At 68.2% G+C, this 18,361-nt stretch carries 20 protein-coding genes and 2 tRNA genes; 5 read left to right on the top strand and 17 right to left on the bottom strand.

The genetic code is table 11. The annotated features are described in order from the left end of the window. Positions 1–56 precede the first annotated feature (56 nt). The 3 genes from G432_RS12690 to G432_RS12700 all read left to right on the top strand — a co-directional run bounded on the left by G432_RS12690 (position 57) and on the right by G432_RS12700 (position 2,216). Positions 57–626 (top strand): retropepsin-like aspartic protease family protein, encoded by a 570-nt coding sequence (locus G432_RS12690; RefSeq protein WP_236626775.1) that lies wholly within the window; start codon positions 57–59, stop codon positions 624–626. A gap of 76 nt (positions 627–702) precedes the next feature. Further along, positions 703–1,812 carry an S-(hydroxymethyl)glutathione dehydrogenase/class III alcohol dehydrogenase gene (locus G432_RS12695; protein ID WP_015459221.1) on the top strand — a complete coding sequence of 370 codons (1,110 nt, stop codon included), beginning with the start codon at positions 703–705 and terminating at the stop codon, positions 1,810–1,812. Positions 1,813–1,835: 23 nt separating this feature from the next. Further along, positions 1,836–2,216 carry a VOC family protein gene (locus G432_RS12700; protein ID WP_015459222.1) on the top strand — a complete coding sequence of 127 codons (381 nt, stop codon included), beginning with the start codon at positions 1,836–1,838 and terminating at the stop codon, positions 2,214–2,216. Positions 2,217–2,275: 59 nt separating this feature from the next. Here G432_RS12700 and G432_RS12705 read toward each other — a convergent pair. The 15 genes from G432_RS12705 to hspQ form a co-directional block, all read right to left on the bottom strand. Next, positions 2,276–2,349, bottom strand: a tRNA-Gly gene (locus G432_RS12705). Between the two features lie 52 nt (positions 2,350–2,401). Continuing rightward, positions 2,402–3,427: a tRNA preQ1(34) S-adenosylmethionine ribosyltransferase-isomerase QueA gene (gene queA / locus G432_RS12710; RefSeq protein WP_015459223.1), complete on the bottom strand. Its 1,026-nt coding sequence runs from the start codon at positions 3,425–3,427 to the stop codon at positions 2,402–2,404. A gap of 23 nt (positions 3,428–3,450) precedes the next feature. Continuing rightward, a complete protein-coding gene (locus G432_RS12715) occupies positions 3,451–4,170 on the bottom strand; it encodes a peptidylprolyl isomerase (RefSeq protein ID WP_015459224.1) in 720 nt (239 codons plus the stop codon). A 119-nt stretch (positions 4,171–4,289) separates the two neighbouring features. Next, positions 4,290–4,793, bottom strand: coding sequence for a pantetheine-phosphate adenylyltransferase (gene coaD / locus G432_RS12720; protein WP_015459225.1), 504 nt, complete (start codon positions 4,791–4,793; stop codon positions 4,290–4,292). Continuing rightward, positions 4,794–5,711, bottom strand: coding sequence for a polyprenyl synthetase family protein (locus G432_RS12725; protein ID WP_015459226.1), 918 nt, complete (start codon positions 5,709–5,711; stop codon positions 4,794–4,796). Next, a complete protein-coding gene (locus G432_RS12730) occupies positions 5,701–5,949 on the bottom strand; it encodes an exodeoxyribonuclease VII small subunit (RefSeq protein WP_015459227.1) in 249 nt (82 codons plus the stop codon). The genes G432_RS12725 and G432_RS12730 overlap by 11 nt, the downstream gene beginning before the upstream one ends. Before the next feature lie 32 nt (positions 5,950–5,981). Further along, complete coding sequence (locus G432_RS12735; protein ID WP_015459228.1) at positions 5,982–7,685, bottom strand: long-chain-fatty-acid--CoA ligase; 1,704 nt, start codon at positions 7,683–7,685, stop codon at positions 5,982–5,984. Between the two features lie 117 nt (positions 7,686–7,802). Next, positions 7,803–8,462, bottom strand: a complete 660-nt coding sequence (locus G432_RS12740; RefSeq protein WP_015459229.1) for a DUF1013 domain-containing protein — start codon at positions 8,460–8,462, stop codon at positions 7,803–7,805. Between the two features lie 118 nt (positions 8,463–8,580). Continuing rightward, positions 8,581–9,201, bottom strand: a complete 621-nt coding sequence (locus tag G432_RS12745) for a glutathione S-transferase family protein (RefSeq protein ID WP_015459230.1) — start codon at positions 9,199–9,201, stop codon at positions 8,581–8,583. 92 nt (positions 9,202–9,293) lie between these two features. Beyond that, complete coding sequence (locus G432_RS12750) at positions 9,294–10,310, bottom strand: AraC family transcriptional regulator (RefSeq protein ID WP_015459231.1); 1,017 nt, start codon at positions 10,308–10,310, stop codon at positions 9,294–9,296. A 178-nt stretch (positions 10,311–10,488) separates the two neighbouring features. After that, entirely contained in the window at positions 10,489–11,595 is a 1,107-nt protein-coding gene (locus G432_RS12755) for an amidohydrolase family protein (RefSeq protein ID WP_015459232.1), read from the bottom strand. 151 nt (positions 11,596–11,746) lie between these two features. Then, positions 11,747–12,541, bottom strand: a complete 795-nt coding sequence (locus tag G432_RS12760) for an SDR family NAD(P)-dependent oxidoreductase (protein ID WP_015459233.1) — start codon at positions 12,539–12,541, stop codon at positions 11,747–11,749. 290 nt (positions 12,542–12,831) lie between these two features. Next, entirely contained in the window at positions 12,832–14,463 is a 1,632-nt protein-coding gene (locus tag G432_RS12765) for a M56 family metallopeptidase (RefSeq protein WP_015459234.1), read from the bottom strand. Beyond that, positions 14,460–14,828: a BlaI/MecI/CopY family transcriptional regulator gene (locus G432_RS12770; RefSeq protein WP_015459235.1), complete on the bottom strand. Its 369-nt coding sequence runs from the start codon at positions 14,826–14,828 to the stop codon at positions 14,460–14,462. The genes G432_RS12765 and G432_RS12770 overlap by 4 nt, the downstream gene beginning before the upstream one ends. Before the next feature lie 85 nt (positions 14,829–14,913). Then, positions 14,914–15,294, bottom strand: coding sequence for a heat shock protein HspQ (gene hspQ / locus G432_RS12775; protein ID WP_015459236.1), 381 nt, complete (start codon positions 15,292–15,294; stop codon positions 14,914–14,916). A 122-nt stretch (positions 15,295–15,416) separates the two neighbouring features. Between hspQ and G432_RS12780 the strand changes: the two genes are divergently transcribed. Both G432_RS12780 and G432_RS12785 read left to right on the top strand, forming a co-directional pair. Then, positions 15,417–15,506: transfer RNA gene (locus G432_RS12780), tRNA-Ser, on the top strand. Between the two features lie 258 nt (positions 15,507–15,764). Then, positions 15,765–16,103, top strand: coding sequence for a YciI family protein (locus tag G432_RS12785; RefSeq protein ID WP_015459237.1), 339 nt, complete (start codon positions 15,765–15,767; stop codon positions 16,101–16,103). Positions 16,104–16,136: 33 nt separating this feature from the next. Here G432_RS12785 and G432_RS12790 read toward each other — a convergent pair whose 3' ends face one another. After that, the gene (locus G432_RS12790) at positions 16,137–16,925 is read right to left on the bottom strand and encodes a sulfite exporter TauE/SafE family protein (RefSeq protein ID WP_015459238.1); all 789 of its coding nucleotides are present in this window, start codon (positions 16,923–16,925) and stop codon (positions 16,137–16,139) included. Further along, positions 16,922–18,295 carry an ATP-grasp domain-containing protein gene (locus G432_RS12795; protein ID WP_015459239.1) on the bottom strand — a complete coding sequence of 458 codons (1,374 nt, stop codon included), beginning with the start codon at positions 18,293–18,295 and terminating at the stop codon, positions 16,922–16,924. The genes G432_RS12790 and G432_RS12795 overlap by 4 nt, the downstream gene beginning before the upstream one ends. Positions 18,296–18,361 lie beyond the last annotated feature (66 nt).

The following is an 18,361-nucleotide window of genomic DNA, read 5'->3' on the forward strand; positions in this document are numbered from 1 at the left end:
ATGTTTACTATCGATCCTAACCGGATCGCAGGATCAACGGCGCTAATGGCTGCCGGATGTCGGGACGGTTGCCGCTGCTTTTCACGATCCTGGCCGGCGCGGCCCTGGGATGGCTGCTGCCCTATCGGCCGTCGCCCGATCCGGCCCCGCCGGCCGAGCCCACGGCGCGGGCCGCCCCGGCGGTTGCGGATCGGGTTGCCGCCCCACCGGCGGCGACTTCGCAGAGGATGCCGGAACCGCCGCGGCCGGCGATGCCGGCAGGGCCGGGCATCGTGATCGAGCGCCGCGCCGACGGCCATTATTATGCCGATGCGCTGGTGAACGGGCGGCAGGTGCATTTCCTGGTCGATACCGGGGCGAGCGGCGTCGTTCTCACCATGGACGATGCCCGCCGCGTCGGCCTGCCGTTCAACCCCTACGAATTCAGCGTCATTGGCAAGGGCGCCTCGGGCGACGTGCGCGGCAAGCTGGTGACGATCGACCGGATCGTGCTGGGCCATGTCGATGCCGCCGCCGTGCCGGGCGCGATCATCGGCGATGGCGCGCGGATATCGCTGCTCGGCCAGTCCTTTCTCTCGCGCATCGGATCGGTCAGCATCGCCGACGGCCGGATGACCTTGCGCTAGGGCCTGCGTTTTGAGGGTGGCGGCCGCCCGCCCGAGCCAATATGCCTCGCCGGATACCAAGTTCCGGAGACGACCCATGAAGACACGCGCCGCGGTAGCGTTTGAGGCGAAGAAGCCACTGGAAATCGTGGAGCTGGACCTTGAGGGTCCGAAGGCGGGCGAGGTGCTGGTGGAGATCATGGCGACCGGCATCTGCCACACCGATGCCTATACGCTGGACGGGCTGGACAGCGAGGGGCTGTTCCCGAGCGTGCTGGGCCACGAAGGCGCTGGCATCGTCCGCGAGGTGGGCGCGGGCGTCACCTCGGTGAAGCCCGGCGATCATGTGATCCCGCTCTACACGCCCGAATGCCGCCAGTGCAAAAGCTGCCTGTCGGGCAAGACCAACCTGTGCACCGCGATCCGCGCGACGCAGGGCAAGGGGCTGATGCCGGACGGCACCACCCGCTTCAGCTACAAGGGCCAGCCGATCTTCCATTATATGGGCTGCTCGACCTTCTCGAACTTCACCGTCCTGCCCGAGATCGCGGTGGCGAAGATCCGCGAGGACGCGCCCTTCGACAAGAGCTGCTATATCGGCTGCGGGGTGACGACGGGCGTCGGCGCGGTGGTGAAGACGGCGAAGGTGGAGCCCGGTGCCAACGTGATCGTCTTCGGCCTGGGCGGGATCGGCCTCAACGTGATCCAGGGCGCGAAGATGGTGGGCGCGGACAAGATCGTCGGCGTCGACATCAACGACGGCAAGGAGGAATGGGGCCGCCGCTTCGGCATGACCCACTTCGTCAATCCGGCGAAGGTGGAGGGCGATCTGGTGGCGCACCTCGTCGCGCTTACCGATGGCGGCGCGGACTATACCTTCGACTGCACCGGCAACACCCAGGTGATGCGCACCGCGCTGGAGGCCTGCCATCGCGGCTGGGGCGAATCGATCATCATCGGCGTGGCGGAGGCCGGCAAGGAGATCGGCACGCGGCCCTTCCAGCTCGTCACCGGGCGCGTCTGGAAGGGATCGGCCTTCGGCGGCGCCAGGGGCCGTACCGATGTGCCGAAGATCGTCGACTGGTACATGAACGGCAAGATCGAGATCGACCCCATGATCACCCACGTCCTCTCGCTCGACGAGATCAACAAGGGCTTCGACCTCATGCACGCCGGCGAGAGCATCCGGTCCGTCGTGGTCTACTGACAGCAACAAGGAAGGGAGAGCCAGTGTTTACCCATGTGATGGTCGGCGCGCACGACATCCAGAAATCCAAGATCTTCTACGATGCGGTGCTGGGGGCCCTGGGCGTGAAGCCGGGCTTCGCCGACGACAAGGGGCGCGTGATCTACGTGCACGATCATGCCATGTTCATGATCACCAGCCCGATCAACGGCGAGCCCGCGACCCACGCCAATGGCGGCACGATCGGCTTCCGCGCGGCTTCGCCCGAACAGGCCGATGCCTGGCATGCGGCGGGAGTCGCCCATGGCGGCACGAGCTGCGAGGACGCGCCGGGCTATCGCGAATCACCGATCGGCGCGCTCTACCTCGCTTATCTGCGCGATCCCGCCGGCAACAAGCTCTGCGCGCTCCACCGCCCGGCATAAGCGAGCCGCCCAGGCCCCGGCTTCGGTTGGGGCCTTCATTCTTGCATGTCGCGGGAAAGTGGAGCGGGTAGCGGGAATCGAACCCGCGCGTTCAGCTTGGGAAGCTGACAGGCTACCATTACATCATACCCGCCTGTGCCGCGCCGGATAGCGCGGGCACGAACGCTTGGCAATCGGCCTCTTGATCAGGGGATCAGCAGGCTCGCATCGCCATAGGAATAGAAACGATATCCCTCGGCGATGGCGTGCGCGTAGGCGGCCTGCATCCGCTCGCGCCCTATCAGCGCCGATACCAGCATGAACAATGTCGATTTGGGCAGGTGGAAATTGGTCATCAGCCCGTCGATCCCGCGGAAGCGGTAGCCGGGGGTGATGAAGATGGCGGTATCGCCGTCGAACGGGCGGATGATGCCGTCCTCGCCGGCCGCGCTCTCGATCAGGCGCAGCGATGTGGTGCCGACCGCGATCACCCGCCCGCCGGCCGCGCGCGCGGCGTTCAGCCGGTCGGCCGTAGCGGCGTCGATCCGGCCATATTCGGCGTGCATGCGATGGTCGTCGGTATCCTCCGCCTTCACCGGCAGGAAGGTGCCCGCGCCCACGTGCAGGGTCAGCGTCACATGGTCCACGCCACGCGCCGCCAGCGATGCGATCAGCCCGGGCGTGAAGTGCAGCGCGGCGGTGGGCGCGGCGACGGCGCCCGGCTCGGCGGCGAACATCGTCTGATAATCGTCGCGGTCGCGCTCGTCGGCGGGGCGCTTGCCGGCGATATAGGGCGGCAGCGGCATCCGTCCGGCGCGCTCCAGCAGCAGCTCGACCGGCTCGTCGCCCTCGAACTCCAGCAGGATCGATCCGTCGTCGCCCCGGCTCGCGGCGATGGCGGCCACGCCCGCGCCGAATTCCACCCGGTCGCCGTCGCGCAGCCGCTTGGCGTTGCGGACGAAGGCGCGCCAGGCGCGCGGCCCCTCGCGCTTGTGGAGCGTCGCGCCGATCCGCGCCTCGCCCCGCCGGCCTTCCAGCTGGGCGGGGATGACGCGGGTATCGTTGAAGACCAGGATATCGCCCGGCCGCAGGATATCGCCCAGGTCGCGGACGATGCGATCGGCCATGCCGGCGGCGTCCACCACCAGCATCCGCGCGGAATCGCGCGGGGATGCCGGGCGGAGCGCGATCCGTTCCGCCGGCAGATCGAAATCGAACAGGTCGACACGCATGGCTTTGGCCCGATCCGCCGCCCTTATTTCTTGGGCTTCTGATCGTCCTTCATCTCGCCCTTCAGCACGCTCTTCACCGCCTTGGCAGCTTCCTCCTCGCGCTCATGCGCATGGGGATCGGCGGCGGTGGCCGCTGCCGCCACGGGCAGCGTCGGCTCGGCGGCCTCGGTACGGGCGCGGACGATCTTGGACGGGTTGGCCGGCGGCTCGCCCCGCTCGATCGCATCGACATATTGCATGCCGGAAATGACGCGGCCGATCGCGGTATATTTGCCGTCCAGGCGCAGATTGGCGGTCAGCATGATGAAGAACTGGCTGTTGGCGCTGTCCGGATTGTCGGCGCGGGCCATGGACATCACGCCGCGCACGTGCGGCATGTCGTTGAACTCGGCCTTCAGGTCCGGCAGGTCCGATCCGCCGGTGCCGTCGCCGCGCGGGTCGCCCGTCTGGGCCATGAAGCCTTCGATCACGCGGTGAAAGACCAGCCCGTCATAAAAGCCGCGATTGGCGAGCGAACGGATGCGCTCCACGCTGTGCGGCGCCTTGTCGGGCCGCAGCAGGATCTTCACCGTGCCGCCGGTCGAAAGCTCGAGATCGAGGATGTTGGCCGGATCGACGGCGGGGGCAGGCGCGGCGGCGGGCGCCGCCGGCGTGGTCGGCGCTGCCGGCGCGGCATCCTGGGCAAGCGCGGGTCCGAATGCGAACAGGCCGGCGAGCGTGGCCATCAACATCTTCAAACGCATCGAAATTTCATCTCCCGCCGGGGTGCGGCGCCTGCCTGCCCCGATAATCCTGTCCCACATGACGGCCGAACGCCGGGTGCCCGGCCCTGGCCGGATCGCCCTTGCCGGCGGCTGAACGGTCAGCCGCCCCTGACGCCAAGCTGTTCCACCCGCGCCCGCACTTCGGCGGCCACGGCCGATGGCACGAACTTGTCGATCGCGCCGCCATAAAGCGCGATCTCCTTCACCAGCCGCGAGGCGATCGGCTGGAGGCTGACGTCCGCCATTAGGAAGACGGTCTCCACCCGGTCGTTCAGTTGCTGGTTCATCCCCGCCATCTGATATTCATATTCGAAGTCGGAAACGGCCCGGAGGCCGCGCACGATCACCCGCGCGCCTTCCCGATCGGCAAAGTCCATCAGCAGCGAATCGAACGTCACCACCGTGATATCGCCGGGAATCGAGGCGACTTCGCGGCGGATCATCGCCAGCCTTTCCTCGATCGTGAACATCGGCGTCTTGGCGGGGTTGGTGGAAAGGCCCACCACCAGCCGGTCCACCAGCTTGGCGCCGCGGCGGATGATGTCGACATGGCCGAGGGTGATCGGGTCGAACGTGCCCGGATAGACGCCGATGCGCGCCATTCAGCGATCCCTTTCGATGATGTAGCCGGCGATCGCGCGCAGCAGATCGGCTTCCGCGCCATAGCTGGAAAGATGGGCGATCGCCTGGCCGACCAGCATGTCCGCCTGTTGGTGCGCGCGTTCGCGGCCCAGCAGCGATACGAAGGTGGCCTTGCCGGCGGCGGCATCCTTGCCCACGGCCTTGCCGATGGCGGCGGCATCGCCTTCCACGTCCAGCAGGTCGTCCGCGATCTGGAAGGCCAGGCCGATATCGCGGGCATAGCCACGCAGGCGGCCGCGCCCCTCGGGCGGCACATGGCCCATGATCGCGCCGGCCTCCAGGCAGAAGCCGATCAGCGCGCCGGTCTTCAGCTGCTGCAGGCGGGTGACGGTCGGCAGGTCGAACGCCTGGGTCTCGGCGGCGAGGTCCATCATCTGCCCGCCCGCCATGCCGGCCGGGCCGGCGGCGCGGGCCAGCTCGGCCACCAGCTCGATCCGCACGAAGGGATCGGGGTGGGTCGCCTCGTCGGCCAGTATCTCGAAGGCTAGGCTCTGTAGCGAATCGCCGGCCAGCACCGCCGTCGCCTCGTCATAGGCCTTGTGGACGGTGGGCTTGCCGCGGCGAAGATCGTCATCGTCCATGCACGGCATGTCGTCGTGCACCAGCGAATAGACGTGGATGCATTCGATGGCGAGGGCGACGCGCAGCGCCGCCTGGCGATCGACATGGAACAGGTCGCACGCGGCGCACACCAGCAGCGGGCGCAGCCGCTTGCCGCCGCCGATCGCGGCATGGCGCATGGCATCGTAGAGCCGCGCGCGCGCGTCGTCCGGCACCTCCAGCAGCAGGTCGAAATGGCGGTCGATCTCGGTCGCCACCTGCCGCATCGCGTCCTGGAGCGCGACGGGCGTGGTCGTCACGTCGCCGTCAGCCGACATCGAAGGGCTGCGCGCCCGCCGGCCGGCCGTCGGCGCCCAGGCTGATCTTCTCGATTCGCGCCTGCGCGTCCTTCAGCCGCTTCTCGCACTGCGCGCGCAACGCATCGCCTTCGGCATAAAGGCGGATCGAATTGTCGAGCGTCTCCTCGCCGCTCTCCAGCCGCTGGACGATGGTCTCCAGCCGCTTCAGCGCGTCCTCGAACGAAAGCTCGGCGATGGTGTCTTCATCCTGCCCCATGCCCCGGCTTGTGGCCGGGGCGGGCGCCACGGTCAAGCCGGCGTTGCGGCCTTTGCGCTCGCTTCGGCGCGGGCGCGCTCCTCGGCCACCAGTTCCTTGCGGCTCAGTTTGCCGACCAGCGTGTGGGGCAGGCTCTCGCGGATCTCGACCGCGACGACGCGCTCATGCTTGCCGACCTGCGGGTTCAGCCATGCGCGCAGCGCCTCGCCCGTCACGGCCTCGCTTCCGGGGTGGAGGGTGACGAAGGCCTTGGGATTCTCGCCATGATAGGCATCGGGGATGCCGATCACCAAGGCCTCCTTCACGGCGGGGTGGTGGTAGAGGATCGCCTCGATCTGGCTCGGGAACACCTTGAACCCGCCGACGGAGATCATGTCCTTCAGCCGGTCGACGATGCGGATATAGCCGTCCGCGTCGATCAGGCCGACATCGCCGGTGCGCAGCCCGCCGCCCACGAAGATGTCGGCGTCCGCATCCGGCCGGTTCCAATATCCGGTCATGATCTGGGGGCCGTGGATCACGATCTCGCCGGGCTCGCCGTCCGCCGCCGGCTTGCGGGGATCGTCGCGGTCCACCAGGCGGAAGGTGGTGGCGGGCAGCGGCTGGCCGATCGTGCCGGTGCGGTTCTCGCCCTCATAGGGATTGGCGCTGGCGATGCCGCTTTCGGTGAGGCCATAGCCTTCGCACAGCTTGGCGCCGGTCACGCCCTCGAACCGCGCCTTCAGCTCGGCCGCCAGCGGCGCCCCGCCCGAAACGCAGACTCGCAGCGAGGAGAAATCGGTGCCCGCCGTCTTGGGATGGTCCAGCAGCGCCTGATACATGGTCGGCACGCCCGGCATGGCGGTGGCGCGGGTGCGCTGGATCGCGGCCAGCGTGCCGGCGGCGTCGAAGCGCGGCAGCATCACGATCTCGCCGCCGTTCATCACGGTGCGGTTGAGCACGGCGGCATTGGCGAAGATGTGGAACAGCGGCAGCACGCCGATGATCCGGTCGTCCTCGTCGCGATGCGGATCGACCGCCACGATCTGCCGCGCATTGGCCGTCATCGCCTGGTGGGTCAGCTTGGCGCCCTTGGGCACGCCGGTGGTGCCGCCGGTATATTGCAGCAGGGCGACGTCGCGCTCGGGATCGATCGGCACGGGGGCGAGCGCGCCGTCATTGGCGATCAGGCGCGAAAAGGGGACGATCCGGGGATCGTGCGGCGCCTTCGCCACCTCCTTGCGCTGGAACAGGCGGTAGAGCAGCGACTTGGCCGGCGGCAGCGCGCCCGCCACCGATCCGACGACAAGCCTCTCCAGCCCGCTCGTCTCCATCACCTTCAGCGCGGTGGGCAACAGCGCCTTCGCCGATACGGTGACGAGGATGCGCGTGCCCGAATCCTGCACCTGATGGGCCAGTTCCTCCACCGTGTAGAGCGGCGAGAAGTTGACGATCGTCGCCCCCAGCATCAGCGCGCCGTAATAAGCCGCGACATAATGAGGCACGTTGGGCAGGAACAGGCCGACGCGATCGCCCTTGCCCACGCCCAGCGCGGCCAGGCCCACCGCCGCCCGGCGCGCGCCGGAAAGCGTTTCGGCATAGCTGAAGCGGCGGCCGAAGAAATCGATCAGCGGCCGATCGGGCCAGCGCGCGGCGGAAGCCTCCAGCATCGCCGGCAGGCTGAGTGGCGGGTAGCTCGCCTCCCAGCTGGTGGGGTGGCGGTAGGCGGTTCGCCAGATGGAAGCGGGATCGGCCATGACAATCCACTAGGCCGGGCTGCGGGGGGATGCAAATGCAGCAAGGCCGCGCCGGGCTGTCCCGACGCGGCCTTGCTGGAAGATGGCGATCGCGGCGCCCCCACGCGCCGGACCGGCTTACTTCTTGAAGGGATCGACGAAGCCGTCCTCGTCCCCCGCCTCACCATGCAGCGCCGATTCGGCGGCGCGGGCGGCGGCCTCGCGCTGGGCGCGCAGCTCGTCGATCAGCGCCTCGCGGTCGCCTTCCAGGCGGCTGTCGACCGGAGTCTCGATGCCGGCGGCCTTGGCGGCCTTGGCGACGATCGCGTCCAGCTCGCGCTGCGAGCAGAGGCCCAGCGTCACCGGGTCCTTGGGCACGATGTTGGCGATGTTCCAGTGGGTGCGATCGCGGATGGCGGCGATGGTGGTGCGGGTGGTGCCGATCAGCTTGCTGATCTGCCCGTCCGAAACCTCGGGATGGTTGCGGATGATCCAGGCGATGCCGTCCGGCTTGTCCTGCCGCTTGGAAACCGGCGTGTAGCGCGGCCCCTTGGTGCGGCGCACCTGTTCCGGCCCCTTCAGCATCACCAGGCGGTAATTGGGATCGGCCTGGCCCTTCTCGATCTCGGCCAGCGTCAGCTCGCCCGCGCGCACCGGATCGCGGCCGGTAAGCTTGGTGGCGGCCATGTCGTCGGCGATGGCCTGCACCTCGAGGATGTGGAGGCCGCAAAAGGCCGCGATCTGTTCGAAGCTGAGCGCCGTATTGTCGACGAGCCAGGAAGCGGTCGCATGAGGCATAAGCGGCTGGGCCACGGGAACATCCTCCGGAAATAAATAGGGCCGCCCCTTACGGAGCGGCCGGTGCGTTCCGGCCCGATGTAATCGCAGGCGGCCGCGAGGGCAAGAAGAATGGAGTTCAGGCGGTGATCGGCAGGTAGCCGGGCGTGCGCGCGACCGCCGCGATCCAGGCCGATATCGCCGGATAGGCGCCGAGATCGAACCCGCCCTCATGGGCCACATGGGTGTAGGCGTAGAGGCAGATATCGGCCAGGCTGATCCGATCGCCCACGAAGAAGCCGGCGCCGCCGCGCAGATGCCGCTCCATCACTGCCAGCGCCGCATCGCCGCCCGCCCGCCGCGCGGGGATGGAGGCGCGCTGGGCATCCGTCAGCGCGTTTTCGCCGACGAAGGCCAGCCAGAAGCGCAGCGTGGCGATGTTGGGCTCGTGATTATACTGCTCGAAGAACATCCAGCGCAGCATGTCCGCGCGGTCGAAGCGGTCCTCCGGGATCAGCGGCGATCCCTCCGCCAGCCAGAAGCAGGCGGCATTGCTTTCTGGCAGCAGCTTCTCGCCGATCTGCAGCACGGGAATGCGGCCATTGCCGTTGATCTGGGTCAGGAAGGCGGGCGTGCGGGTCTCGCCCTTCAATATGTCATATTCGCGCCGGTCCAGCGGCACGCCGACCAGGGCGGCCGTCAGCCTGATCTTGTAGCAGTTTCCGCTATTCGCATATTCGTGGAGGATCAGCGCGGCCATGGCGGGCTCCTTATGGGTCCCGCGCGCCATAAGCCGGAAAATTCCCGTCCGCCAGAAGCCGTTTGCGCGCGGCGGCGCCTCTTGTCAGTGGATCAGTGGGCGGTTTCCTGCCCGGCCTGGCCCAGCACCATGCGGCGATAGGCGGTGGGGGAGACGCCCGCCCAGGACCGGATGGCGCGCGCCAGCCCGTTGGCCTCGGCAAAGCCGGCGCGCGTGGCGATCTGGCTGATCGGGATCGATCCGTCGTGCAGGCACATCAGCGCCACCTCGCGCCGCACGTCGGCCTTGAGCGCGCGATAGCTCGATCCTTCCGCCTCCAGCCGCCGCCGCAGCGTCTGCCCGCACATGCCGAAGCCCTCGGCCAGCGCCTCCAGCTTGGGCAGCGCCTGGTGGATTTCCAGATGCGCGCGCATGCGGGCGCGGATCGCCGTCACCAGCCCGTCGCCGACATCGTCGACGGTCAGCATGTCGACGGGACGGTGGGCGAGGAAGCGGGGAATGTCGCTCGGCACCCGCACCACCCGCCGGGCCAGGATCGCGTCGGCGAAGCCGAGGCGCGCCACGTCGGCGCCGAACCGGCATTCGCAGCCCATCACTTCCAGATATTCCTGCATCGGCACCGCCGGATCGCCGGGGAATTCCGCGGTGATGACGGCGAACTTCTCGCCGATCAGCCATTGCGCGAAGCGCTGCCAGAAGATCAGCCACCAGCCCGGCAGCACGCGATCGGGATCATGGCCGGTATCCGGGATGGCGACGGTGACGACGGCGTCATGCCCGTCGCGGTCGAGCGTGAAGGCCAGGTCGCGCGTGGCGACGGCATAGAAGCGGAAGGCGCGATCGAGCGCGGTGCCCACCGTATCGCTGAGCGTGCCGATCTCGCACATCAGCTCGAACGCGCCGGGGCGCAGCGGGTGCGCGGTCAGGCCGCACAGCTCGTCCGCCATCATCAGCTTGGCGTTGCGGGATATCGCCGAAAGCGCGGTGCCGTCATAGCGCCCGGCCACCGGATCGCGCCCTTCGGCGACGATGGCGGGATCAAGCCCCGCGCGGGCCGCGCTGGCCAGGAAGGCCCGCGCATAATGGTCGATAAGCGTGGCCGCGGCCACCGGATCGGCTCCCGATTGTCCCAAGGGTCGCACGATGCGGGATTGCCCTTCGCTTGGCAAGCGGGTGGAAGGCGGGTGGGCGGGCGTGGCGCGGCGGCGCGACCCGATGGCCGCCGCGCCCCTGGCGGGCGGCCCACAGGGAGCACGCCGCCCGCAAGGTCGCCTCCGTCCGGCAGGCTCAGTTCGTCGCGAACATCCTGAGGCCGTTCTCGCACACGATCTTGCGGCGATCGGCGTCGGGAATGCCGGCGGCGGTGAACTGCTTTTCCATCAGCGCCCGCGAATTGGGCCAGGACGTCGCCGGGTGCGGGAAATCCGTGGACCAGTAGAGGACGTCCGGGCCGAAATAGTCGTAGCAATATTTCAGGCCGAGCGGCTCATACATGAAGGTCGCGCCCATCTGCCGCTTGAAATATTCGCTGGGCAGCAGCTTCAGCTTCGGGAAGCTGTAATGGCCCTGGATGATGCGGCCGTCGAGGATCATGTCGAACAGGAAGGGCAGCCAGCCCAGGCCCGGCTCGACGAACAGCACCTTCAGCTTGGGGAAGCGCTCCAGCGTGCCGGAAAGGATCCAGAAGCAGATCGTCTCGGCCAGCTGGAAGCCCGGCAGGCCCAGCGCGACGCCCTTCATCGGGGTCGGATCGCGCTTGATCAGCTCGTAGCCCTTGGCATTGTTGTCGAGGTGGTTGAGGATGGTGATGCCGGTTTCCTGCAGGATCGCCCACAGCCGGTCGTAACGCTCGTCGAAATAGTCCGGCAGGCCGAGCTCGGTGGGGAAGGGCGGAAGCTGCACGCAGCGCGCGCCGCGCTTGGCCACGCGCTCCACTTCCTTCACCGATGCTTCCACATCGTGCGGCAGAAGCTGGTAGGCGCACATCAGGCGCTGCGGATCGACCGCCGCGAAATCGGCGATGGCGTCGTTGAAGCCCGACAGCATCTCCTTCCAGTCGTTGCCCATGATCTCCGGGCTGCACATCTTGGCGCCGCCGACTTCGGGGAAGATCACCTCGGCGAACACGCCGTCGCGGTCCATCGAGGCCAGCTTGGCATGGGGCTCGTAATGGCCCGGATCGTTCCACGCGACCGGGTCCATGATGTCGTTGATGTCGGGGATGAAGCCGCCGCGCTTCTCCAGCTCCAGCGCCTGATATTTCTTGTTGCCGTCGATCCACCCCTGGCGCAGCCGCTCCGAAAGGCGGGGGACGACCCATTCATCGGTGTAGAAAACGTGCGAATCGACCGAGACGAGTTTCTCGTCGGGCGCGATCGAAGGTGCGGTTGCCATGTGCCTCTCCTTATCGTTGCCGGCGGCAAAGGCCGGTTCGGGGAGAGGCTATGGGGTGGGCCGGGGCGTGGAAAGATCGGAAGCTTACAGCCGAGGGATCAAAATCGGACGCCCGCTTCGTCCATCGGCCCGCTTTCGATCGAAAGGCCCGTCATTTCAGGCCGTAGCGTGGTGCTGCATGGGCGTGGCTCAGATTGGGGGCCAGCGCCGCGCGGGCGGCGACATAGGTTTCCCAGTCGCCGGCATCGGGCAGCGAGGGGATCGTCACCGCCTCGCCCTGGTCGAAGCCTGCGATCGCGGCATCGACCATCTCGTCCACCTCCATCACCATCTCGGCCGGCACGAGATCCAGCTTGCCGTCCAGGCTGTCCCAGATGGCGGTGCGGGTGATGCCGGGCAGCACCGCCTGGATGCGCACGCCGCTGTCGCCCGCCTCGGCCTGCAGCGCTTCGGTGAAGTTCAGCAGATAGGCCTTGGTCGCGCCATAGCCGGGCTCGAACGCGCCGGACATCAGCGCCGTTACCGAGGCGATGTTGATGATCGCGCCGCTGCCGGCGGCGAGCAGCCGAGGGAAGATGGCGGCCGCCAGCCGCGTGGTGGAGACGACGTTGAGCCGGATCATCGCCTCCAGCTTGTCGGGATCGGCCGTCGCCAGCGGCCCGTCGCCGACGATGCCGGCATTGTTGACGAGGATGGTGATCGCCTTGTCGTCGCGGAGCCGATGCTCGACGCGGGCCAGATCGTCGGCCTTGCCCAGATCGGCGGACAGCACGTCCACCTGCCGGCCGGTCTCCGCGCGCAGCCGGGCGGCGAGCGCCTGGAGCTTGTCGGCGCTGCGGGCGACGAGGACGAGATCATGGCCCCGGCGCGCCAGCCGTTCGGCATAAGTGGCGCCGATGCCGGACGAGGCGCCGGTGACGAGGGCGGTTCCGTTGATGCTGGTCATGGGGTGCTTCCTCCAGAATGTCCGGCGGCCGCCTGTCCCCAAAGCGGGGCGGCATGCCGATCCGGGCTGAATGAAGCGACGCTACTCCGACGTCCCCCGCATGCCGCCCCGGACCATCGTTTAGCCGGGGCCTCCATCCGGCAGAGGCGATCATGCCTTGGTATGCCCCGAAACCGGCCCTCCCCGGAACCTTCAAAAGGGTGGCGGCCGGATCATCGCCCCGGAACCCGTTTCAGGGGCCATCCTGCGGCAAGCGATTTCGGTGCCGGATATTCGAACGTCGATCCGGCTTAATCCACGGAATCCGCGCGCAGGGCGGCGATCTGCTGGTCGAGCGAGGCCAGCACGCTGGCCCGCTGGCTGGCGGTGAGATCGGCCGCGCGGATCTCGGCGCGGGCCTCCTTCAGCGCATCGGCCACCTGCGCGCGGATCGCGCGCGCGTCCACGCAACTGGCGGCCAGCGTGGCGATCGCGCGGCGATCATCAGCCTCGGCGGAAATCCGGCCCCGGCCATTGCCGCAGGTCCGCGCCAGCTCGGCACGCGCCTGGGCAAGGGCCACGCGGACCTCGCGGTCCACATCCACGCGGATCACATCCGCGCGCGCCTGGGCACGCATCGCTTCCCGCCGCGCCTCGCGGCCGATCGCCCGGGCCTCGGCGGCGGCCTCGCGCGCTTCCGCCGCCTGCTCGCGCATCCGATCCGCCTGTTCGCGCAGCATGGCGGCATGCTCACGGGCACGCGCCGCCCGTTCGCGGGCCGCCTGGGCTTCGACCGGGGGGCGGGGGGCGGCGGGGGCCGCCACCGGGGCCGGCGGCTCGGGCGCATCCGGCGCCACCACGGACGGCGGCAGCGGCACCGCCTGGATGGCGGGCTGGGCAGGGGCGGCGGGCGCAGCCGGTGCCGCCGGCGCCAGCGGCGCGAGGGGAGCGGCAACCGCCAGCCGGGGTATATCGATCCCCGTCGCCGCCGCGACCCCGCCCGATGCGGTCGCCAGCAGGCCGCCGCCCACCATCAGCCCCACCAGGGCGCCGCCGCCCAGCCGGCGTGCGCGCCCGATCTTGCCCGTGGCCATCATCTGCAGTCTCCTCTTGATCCGGGCGGCGCCCAGCGCGCAGGCGGCGGCGGGCGTGCCGCGCGTCGCCGATTTCACCAGCGCCGTCGCATAGGCGTGGCGCTCCGTCGCCGGCTCGTCCGCCAGCACGGTTTCGTCGCAGGCCAGTTCCTGATCGGCGCGGAAGGCGCGATAGGCGATGTGCGCCAGCGGGTTGAACCAGTGGAGCGACAGCATCGCCAGCGCGAAGATATTGGCGATCAGATCGCCGCGCACATGGTGGGCCACTTCATGCGCCAGCACCAGCCGCTGCTCCTGCCGGGTATAGCGGCGGGTGAAATCGCCAGGCAGCAGGATGCGGCGACGGACGATGCCGGCGGCCACCGGGCCGTCCACGCCCGCGCTCACATGCACCGCGATTCCGCAGCGGCGGCAGAGGAAGGCCGATCCCCTGAGCGCCATCTTCAGGAAGTGGCGGTAAAGGCCGATATGCCATGCGAAATGAAGCGCCGCCCCGCCAAGCCACAGCAGGCCGGGCACCATCAGCGCGGCCCAGTCCGGCCCCGTCGCCGCGGCCATGCCGGCGGCATGGGGCGCGATCATGGCCGGCGATGCGGTTTCCGCGCCCGCGGGCAGCGCGGTCGCGATGCCCTCCAGCCCCGAAAGGTCGATGCGGATTGGGACATGCGCCGCCACCGGCCGGGCGATTTCGGGCAGCGGCGGCATCACCAGCCGGATCATCGGCAGCGCCCACAGCGCATAGGCCAGCCGCGCGCCGAACAGGGCGGCGATCCTGCCGCGCACCAGCAGTACCAGCAGCATCAGCAGCGCCGATGCCGCCAGATTTTGGAGAAGCAGCGCGGCGCTCATGGCTTGAGCGCCTTCAGCAGCGCCTCGATCTCGGCAATGTCCTGCGGGGAAAGCTGGTCCTGCTCGGCCAGATGCGCCACCAGCGGCGCGGCGCGGCCGCCGAACAGGCGATCGATCAGCTTGCGGGATTCGCGGGCCGCATAATCCGCCCGCGCCACAAGCGGCCGGTAGAGGTAGCGGCGGCCATCCTCCTCATGCGCCAGCACGCCCTTGGCGAGCAGGCGGGCGAGCATGGTCTTGACGGTGCGGTCGCTCCAGCCGCGGGCGGGATCGATCCGTTCGGCCACCTCGGCGGCGGTCAGCGGCGCCTCGTCCCACAACACGTCCATGACGGCATGTTCGCCGTCGCTGATTCGATCCACCATCGGCGTCCCTCCGATTACAGATGTAGTCTTATATGACTACGCCTGTAATCGTCAAGCCCGGCGATTGGCGGTCAGCGGGATCGGATCAGTGGCGATGCTCGCGGCGCAGCTGGTAGCGGCCGTCGCGATAATCGTCGAAGATGCCGGAAATGGCGGGGTGGTCCACCGGCTCGTCGCTTTCGTCATGCTCCAGATTCTGCTGGCTCACATAAGCGACGTAGCTGCTGTCCGAATTTTCGGCGAGCAGATGGTAGAATGGCTGGTCGCGCGCGGGGCGGACGCCTTCGGGAATGGCCTCATACCATTCCTCGCTATTGGCGAACACGGGGTCGACATCGAATATCACGCCCCGGAATTCCAGCAGCCGGTGCCGCACGACATCGCCGATGGCGAAGCGTGCATGGGCGATGGCGGGCGCGATCAACTGCGCCTGGCGATCCACGGAAAGCGAAATATCCCTCGTCATGGGATCAATCTAGGGTTTGTCGCGACGGAAGCAAGCGCGACGCTTGGCAAGCCCGAATAGTTCGGCTAAGGGCCGCCCCTCATCGACCAGCCGCCCCCGGGCGGAGAGACCCTCGATCATGCGGAGAGGTGCCAGAGAGGTCGATTGGGACGGTCTCGAAAACCGTTGTGCGGGCAACCGTACCGTGGGTTCGAATCCCACCCTCTCCGCCATTTACGCTTCCAATAGCTTGGATTTACTAGATATTTTGGAGGCCCGGCGCGCGCCGTCCCTCATGAAAGCCCACATCAAATCGGCGCTTGATCGGGCCGATTCGATCGCTTCCCGGCGATCACTTCGTTATTCCTAGATCAGCACGACCTCACCCACGACGCGCTCCGCGAAGGCCTGGACGCTGAACGGACGGCGAGGCGCGTTCGCGGTGATTTTGGCGGCTTGCTGCCGTTGGATATGCGGAGCATCGTCAAGGCATGACGAAGTACCTCATCTCCTTTCCGAGTGAGGCCATGGTGCTCACGGACGAAGAGTTCCCGATTGTCGCGGCCGATGCTCATGCGGTGATCGAGGAGGCGAAGGCGGCCGGGGTCTATGTGTTTGGCGGCGGAATCGATGAGCAGGTCGATCCCCTGTTGGTCTCCGGCGACGGGTCGGTGTCCAGGGAGATTTATCCGGGCGGCCGCCTCAAGGGTGGATTCACGGTGCTGGAGTTGCCGACGCGCGAGGATGCCGTGGAATGGGCAAGGCGGATCGCGGTCGCCTGCCGTTGCCCGCAGGAGCTGCGCGAATTCATGTACGATCCGGCGAGCTAGAGAGAATGGATCGGGCGCCGCAGCAGGCGCGGATCAGAAACGCTGAAATACCGGGACGGGATCGAACATCAGGGAAATGAAGCCCCACAGGCTGATCCCGATCAGGACGATCCCGACGAGCTGCATCAGGAGCTTCGGCGATATCCGTTTGGTGAGCCAGGCGCCGGCGGGCGCCGCGGCGATCCCGCCGATCAGCAGACCCGATGCCGCCTGGGTAAAGGATGAAAGGCCGAGTGTTCCGATGAAGGCGGAAAGGACGGTGACCGTCACGAAGAATTCGGCGGCGTTCACGGTGCCGACCGCCATGCGCGGCGTCATGCCCTGGGCAAGGAGGTTGCCCGTCACGATCGGCCCCCAGCCCCCGCCCGAAGCGTCGAGAAACCCCCCGATGAAGCCGAGCGGGCCGACCAGCCGCATCCGCCTGTAGGCCTGCGGCCGCCGCGGCGCCCGCCAGATGAGATAGGCGCCGATCGCGGCCAGATAGACCAGCACCACCGGCCTTGCGATGTCGGTGTGGACGAAGGTGAGCACCCAGACGCCGATCAGGCCGCCGACGATGCCGGGCAGCACAAGCCGCGCGAAGAGCGGCCAATCGACATTGCGCTGGAGCGCGTGGGCCGCGCCGGACGTGCCGCTTGCCAGCCCCTCGACCGTATGGGTGGCCGCGGAGGCCGCCATGGGCGGAAGGCCGAGCAACAGCAGCAGCGAATTCGAGATCACGCCAAAGGCCATGCCCAGCGCGCTGTCCACCAGTTGCGCGAGAAACCCGATCAGGATGAACGGGGCGAGATCGGCCCAGGGGATCGATGCCAGATCGATCATGGCGCGTCGGTTTTCAGGAGCGAGGAAACCGACTTGCCGACGCGACCGGCGGGTGCGGTGAGCAGGAACAGCAGCGGAAAGGCCAGCGCCAGCACGGAGAGGAAGCCGCTCAGCATCGCCTCCGCACCGGCGAGCCAGGGCAGGATCGCGGCCCAGATCGCCACGCCGAGCACCACCAGCAAGGTGCGCTCCTGCTCCGCATCGTCGAGGCTGGACAGATTGGTTCGGACCCGCCCTTCGAACAGGGTCTGCAGGCCGAGGCTGATGCGGCCCTTCCTGTCGATCAGCGGCCCGGGCAGGAGGGCGTGCACGATCGATCCGAGGCCGGCGGCGATCATGCGCAGGCCGACCGCGCGGGCGAAGCCCCGATAGCTGGCGTTGCGGTCGCTGATCGCCCGCAGCCCCGATCGCCCGCCGAAAACCAGCTCGGCCAGCGCCGTGCTTTCGGCCGGGACGGGCGCCTGCCGGGGCGCATCCTGGGTCGCCACGATCCATTCGAGGATGGCGGTGGGCACGTCGAACCCGCTGGCGCGCTCCAGGCCCTGGAAGCCCGGCGCGGAATTGGCCTCGCAGATCCGATAGCCGTCCTCGTCGAACAGGATGTCGATGCCGGTGACGTCCAGTTCCAGCGCGTCGGCCGCCTGCACGGCAAGCTCGGCCATTTCGGGCGGCGGATTATAGGCGACGCCGACGCCGCCCAGCGAGACGTTGGACTTGAAGCCGCCGGTCAGCGATCGCCGCTCCATGGCGGCGACGACGCGTCCGCCGACCACCAGGATGCGCACGTCGCGGCCATGGCTGGCCCGCACATAATGCTGGAGGATGAAGTCCGCCTGCGCCTCCGCGCTTTCCAGCAGGCCGGCCAGATCCTCGAACTGGCTGCGATTCTCGCATTTGAGCACGCCGGCGCCCCGGGTGCCCTTCAGCGTCTTGACGATCAGGGGAAAGCCCAGTTCGCGTTCGACCAAAGCGGCATCCATCGGAAACTTGCCCAGGATCGTCCTGGGAATCGGCAGGCCCGCCCGGATCAGCTGCTGGAGCGTGTGGAGCTTGTCTGAAACCAGCTCGATGGTGGTCGGGCCGTTGATCAGCCGCACGCCGCGCCGTTCGAAGTGCCGCAGCAGCGCCAGCGTGAAATAATCGGTTTCGGCGCCCGTGCGACAGATGATGAAGTCGGGCCGCTCCATCATCCGGTCCTGATATTTGACGGACCAGCCGTCGTCGGCGCCGACGATGAGGTCGAAGCTGTGCGGATTGAGCACGTCGAGATCGATTCCCATCGCGGCGGCGGCTTCCTGGAAGCGGAATATCTCGGGCACTTCCGGAAGCGCCGGATCAAGCTCGCGATGAAACAGAATCCAGCCTCGCAAGATCCTACGCTCCTTTTCTCGCGCGGCACCCGATCCCGGCCCGCAGGCTATCGTGCGGGAAGGGGG

This window comes from Sphingomonas sp. MM-1 (genome assembly GCF_000347675.2).
GTDB lineage: Bacteria > Pseudomonadota > Alphaproteobacteria > Sphingomonadales > Sphingomonadaceae > Sphingomonas_E > Sphingomonas_E fennica.

What these genes read in the sequence shown, in the direction of transcription:
- G432_RS12725 (WP_015459226.1), bottom strand. Translation starts at nt 5,711, where the DNA reads ATGTCGGCTGACGGCGACGTGACGACCACGCCCGTCGCGCTCCAGGAC.
- G432_RS12690 (WP_236626775.1), top strand. Translation starts at nt 57, where the DNA reads ATGTCGGGACGGTTGCCGCTGCTTTTCACGATCCTGGCCGGCGCGGCC.
- G432_RS12765 (WP_015459234.1), bottom strand. Translation starts at nt 14,463, where the DNA reads ATGAGCGCCGCGCTGCTTCTCCAAAATCTGGCGGCATCGGCGCTGCTG.
- G432_RS12730 (WP_015459227.1), bottom strand. Translation starts at nt 5,949, where the DNA reads ATGGGGCAGGATGAAGACACCATCGCCGAGCTTTCGTTCGAGGACGCG.
- G432_RS12785 (WP_015459237.1), top strand. Translation starts at nt 15,765, where the DNA reads ATGACGAAGTACCTCATCTCCTTTCCGAGTGAGGCCATGGTGCTCACG.
- coaD (WP_015459225.1), bottom strand. Translation starts at nt 4,793, where the DNA reads ATGGCGCGCATCGGCGTCTATCCGGGCACGTTCGACCCGATCACCCTC.
- G432_RS12755 (WP_015459232.1), bottom strand. Translation starts at nt 11,595, where the DNA reads ATGGCAACCGCACCTTCGATCGCGCCCGACGAGAAACTCGTCTCGGTC.
- G432_RS12740 (WP_015459229.1), bottom strand. Translation starts at nt 8,462, where the DNA reads ATGCCTCATGCGACCGCTTCCTGGCTCGTCGACAATACGGCGCTCAGC.
- G432_RS12715 (WP_015459224.1), bottom strand. Translation starts at nt 4,170, where the DNA reads ATGCGTTTGAAGATGTTGATGGCCACGCTCGCCGGCCTGTTCGCATTC.
- hspQ (WP_015459236.1), bottom strand. Translation starts at nt 15,294, where the DNA reads ATGACGAGGGATATTTCGCTTTCCGTGGATCGCCAGGCGCAGTTGATC.
- G432_RS12760 (WP_015459233.1), bottom strand. Translation starts at nt 12,541, where the DNA reads ATGACCAGCATCAACGGAACCGCCCTCGTCACCGGCGCCTCGTCCGGC.
- G432_RS12735 (WP_015459228.1), bottom strand. Translation starts at nt 7,685, where the DNA reads ATGGCCGATCCCGCTTCCATCTGGCGAACCGCCTACCGCCACCCCACC.
- G432_RS12695 (WP_015459221.1), top strand. Translation starts at nt 703, where the DNA reads ATGAAGACACGCGCCGCGGTAGCGTTTGAGGCGAAGAAGCCACTGGAA.
- queA (WP_015459223.1), bottom strand. Translation starts at nt 3,427, where the DNA reads ATGCGTGTCGACCTGTTCGATTTCGATCTGCCGGCGGAACGGATCGCG.
- G432_RS12790 (WP_015459238.1), bottom strand. Translation starts at nt 16,925, where the DNA reads ATGATCGATCTGGCATCGATCCCCTGGGCCGATCTCGCCCCGTTCATC.
- G432_RS12770 (WP_015459235.1), bottom strand. Translation starts at nt 14,828, where the DNA reads ATGGTGGATCGAATCAGCGACGGCGAACATGCCGTCATGGACGTGTTG.
- G432_RS12745 (WP_015459230.1), bottom strand. Translation starts at nt 9,201, where the DNA reads ATGGCCGCGCTGATCCTCCACGAATATGCGAATAGCGGAAACTGCTAC.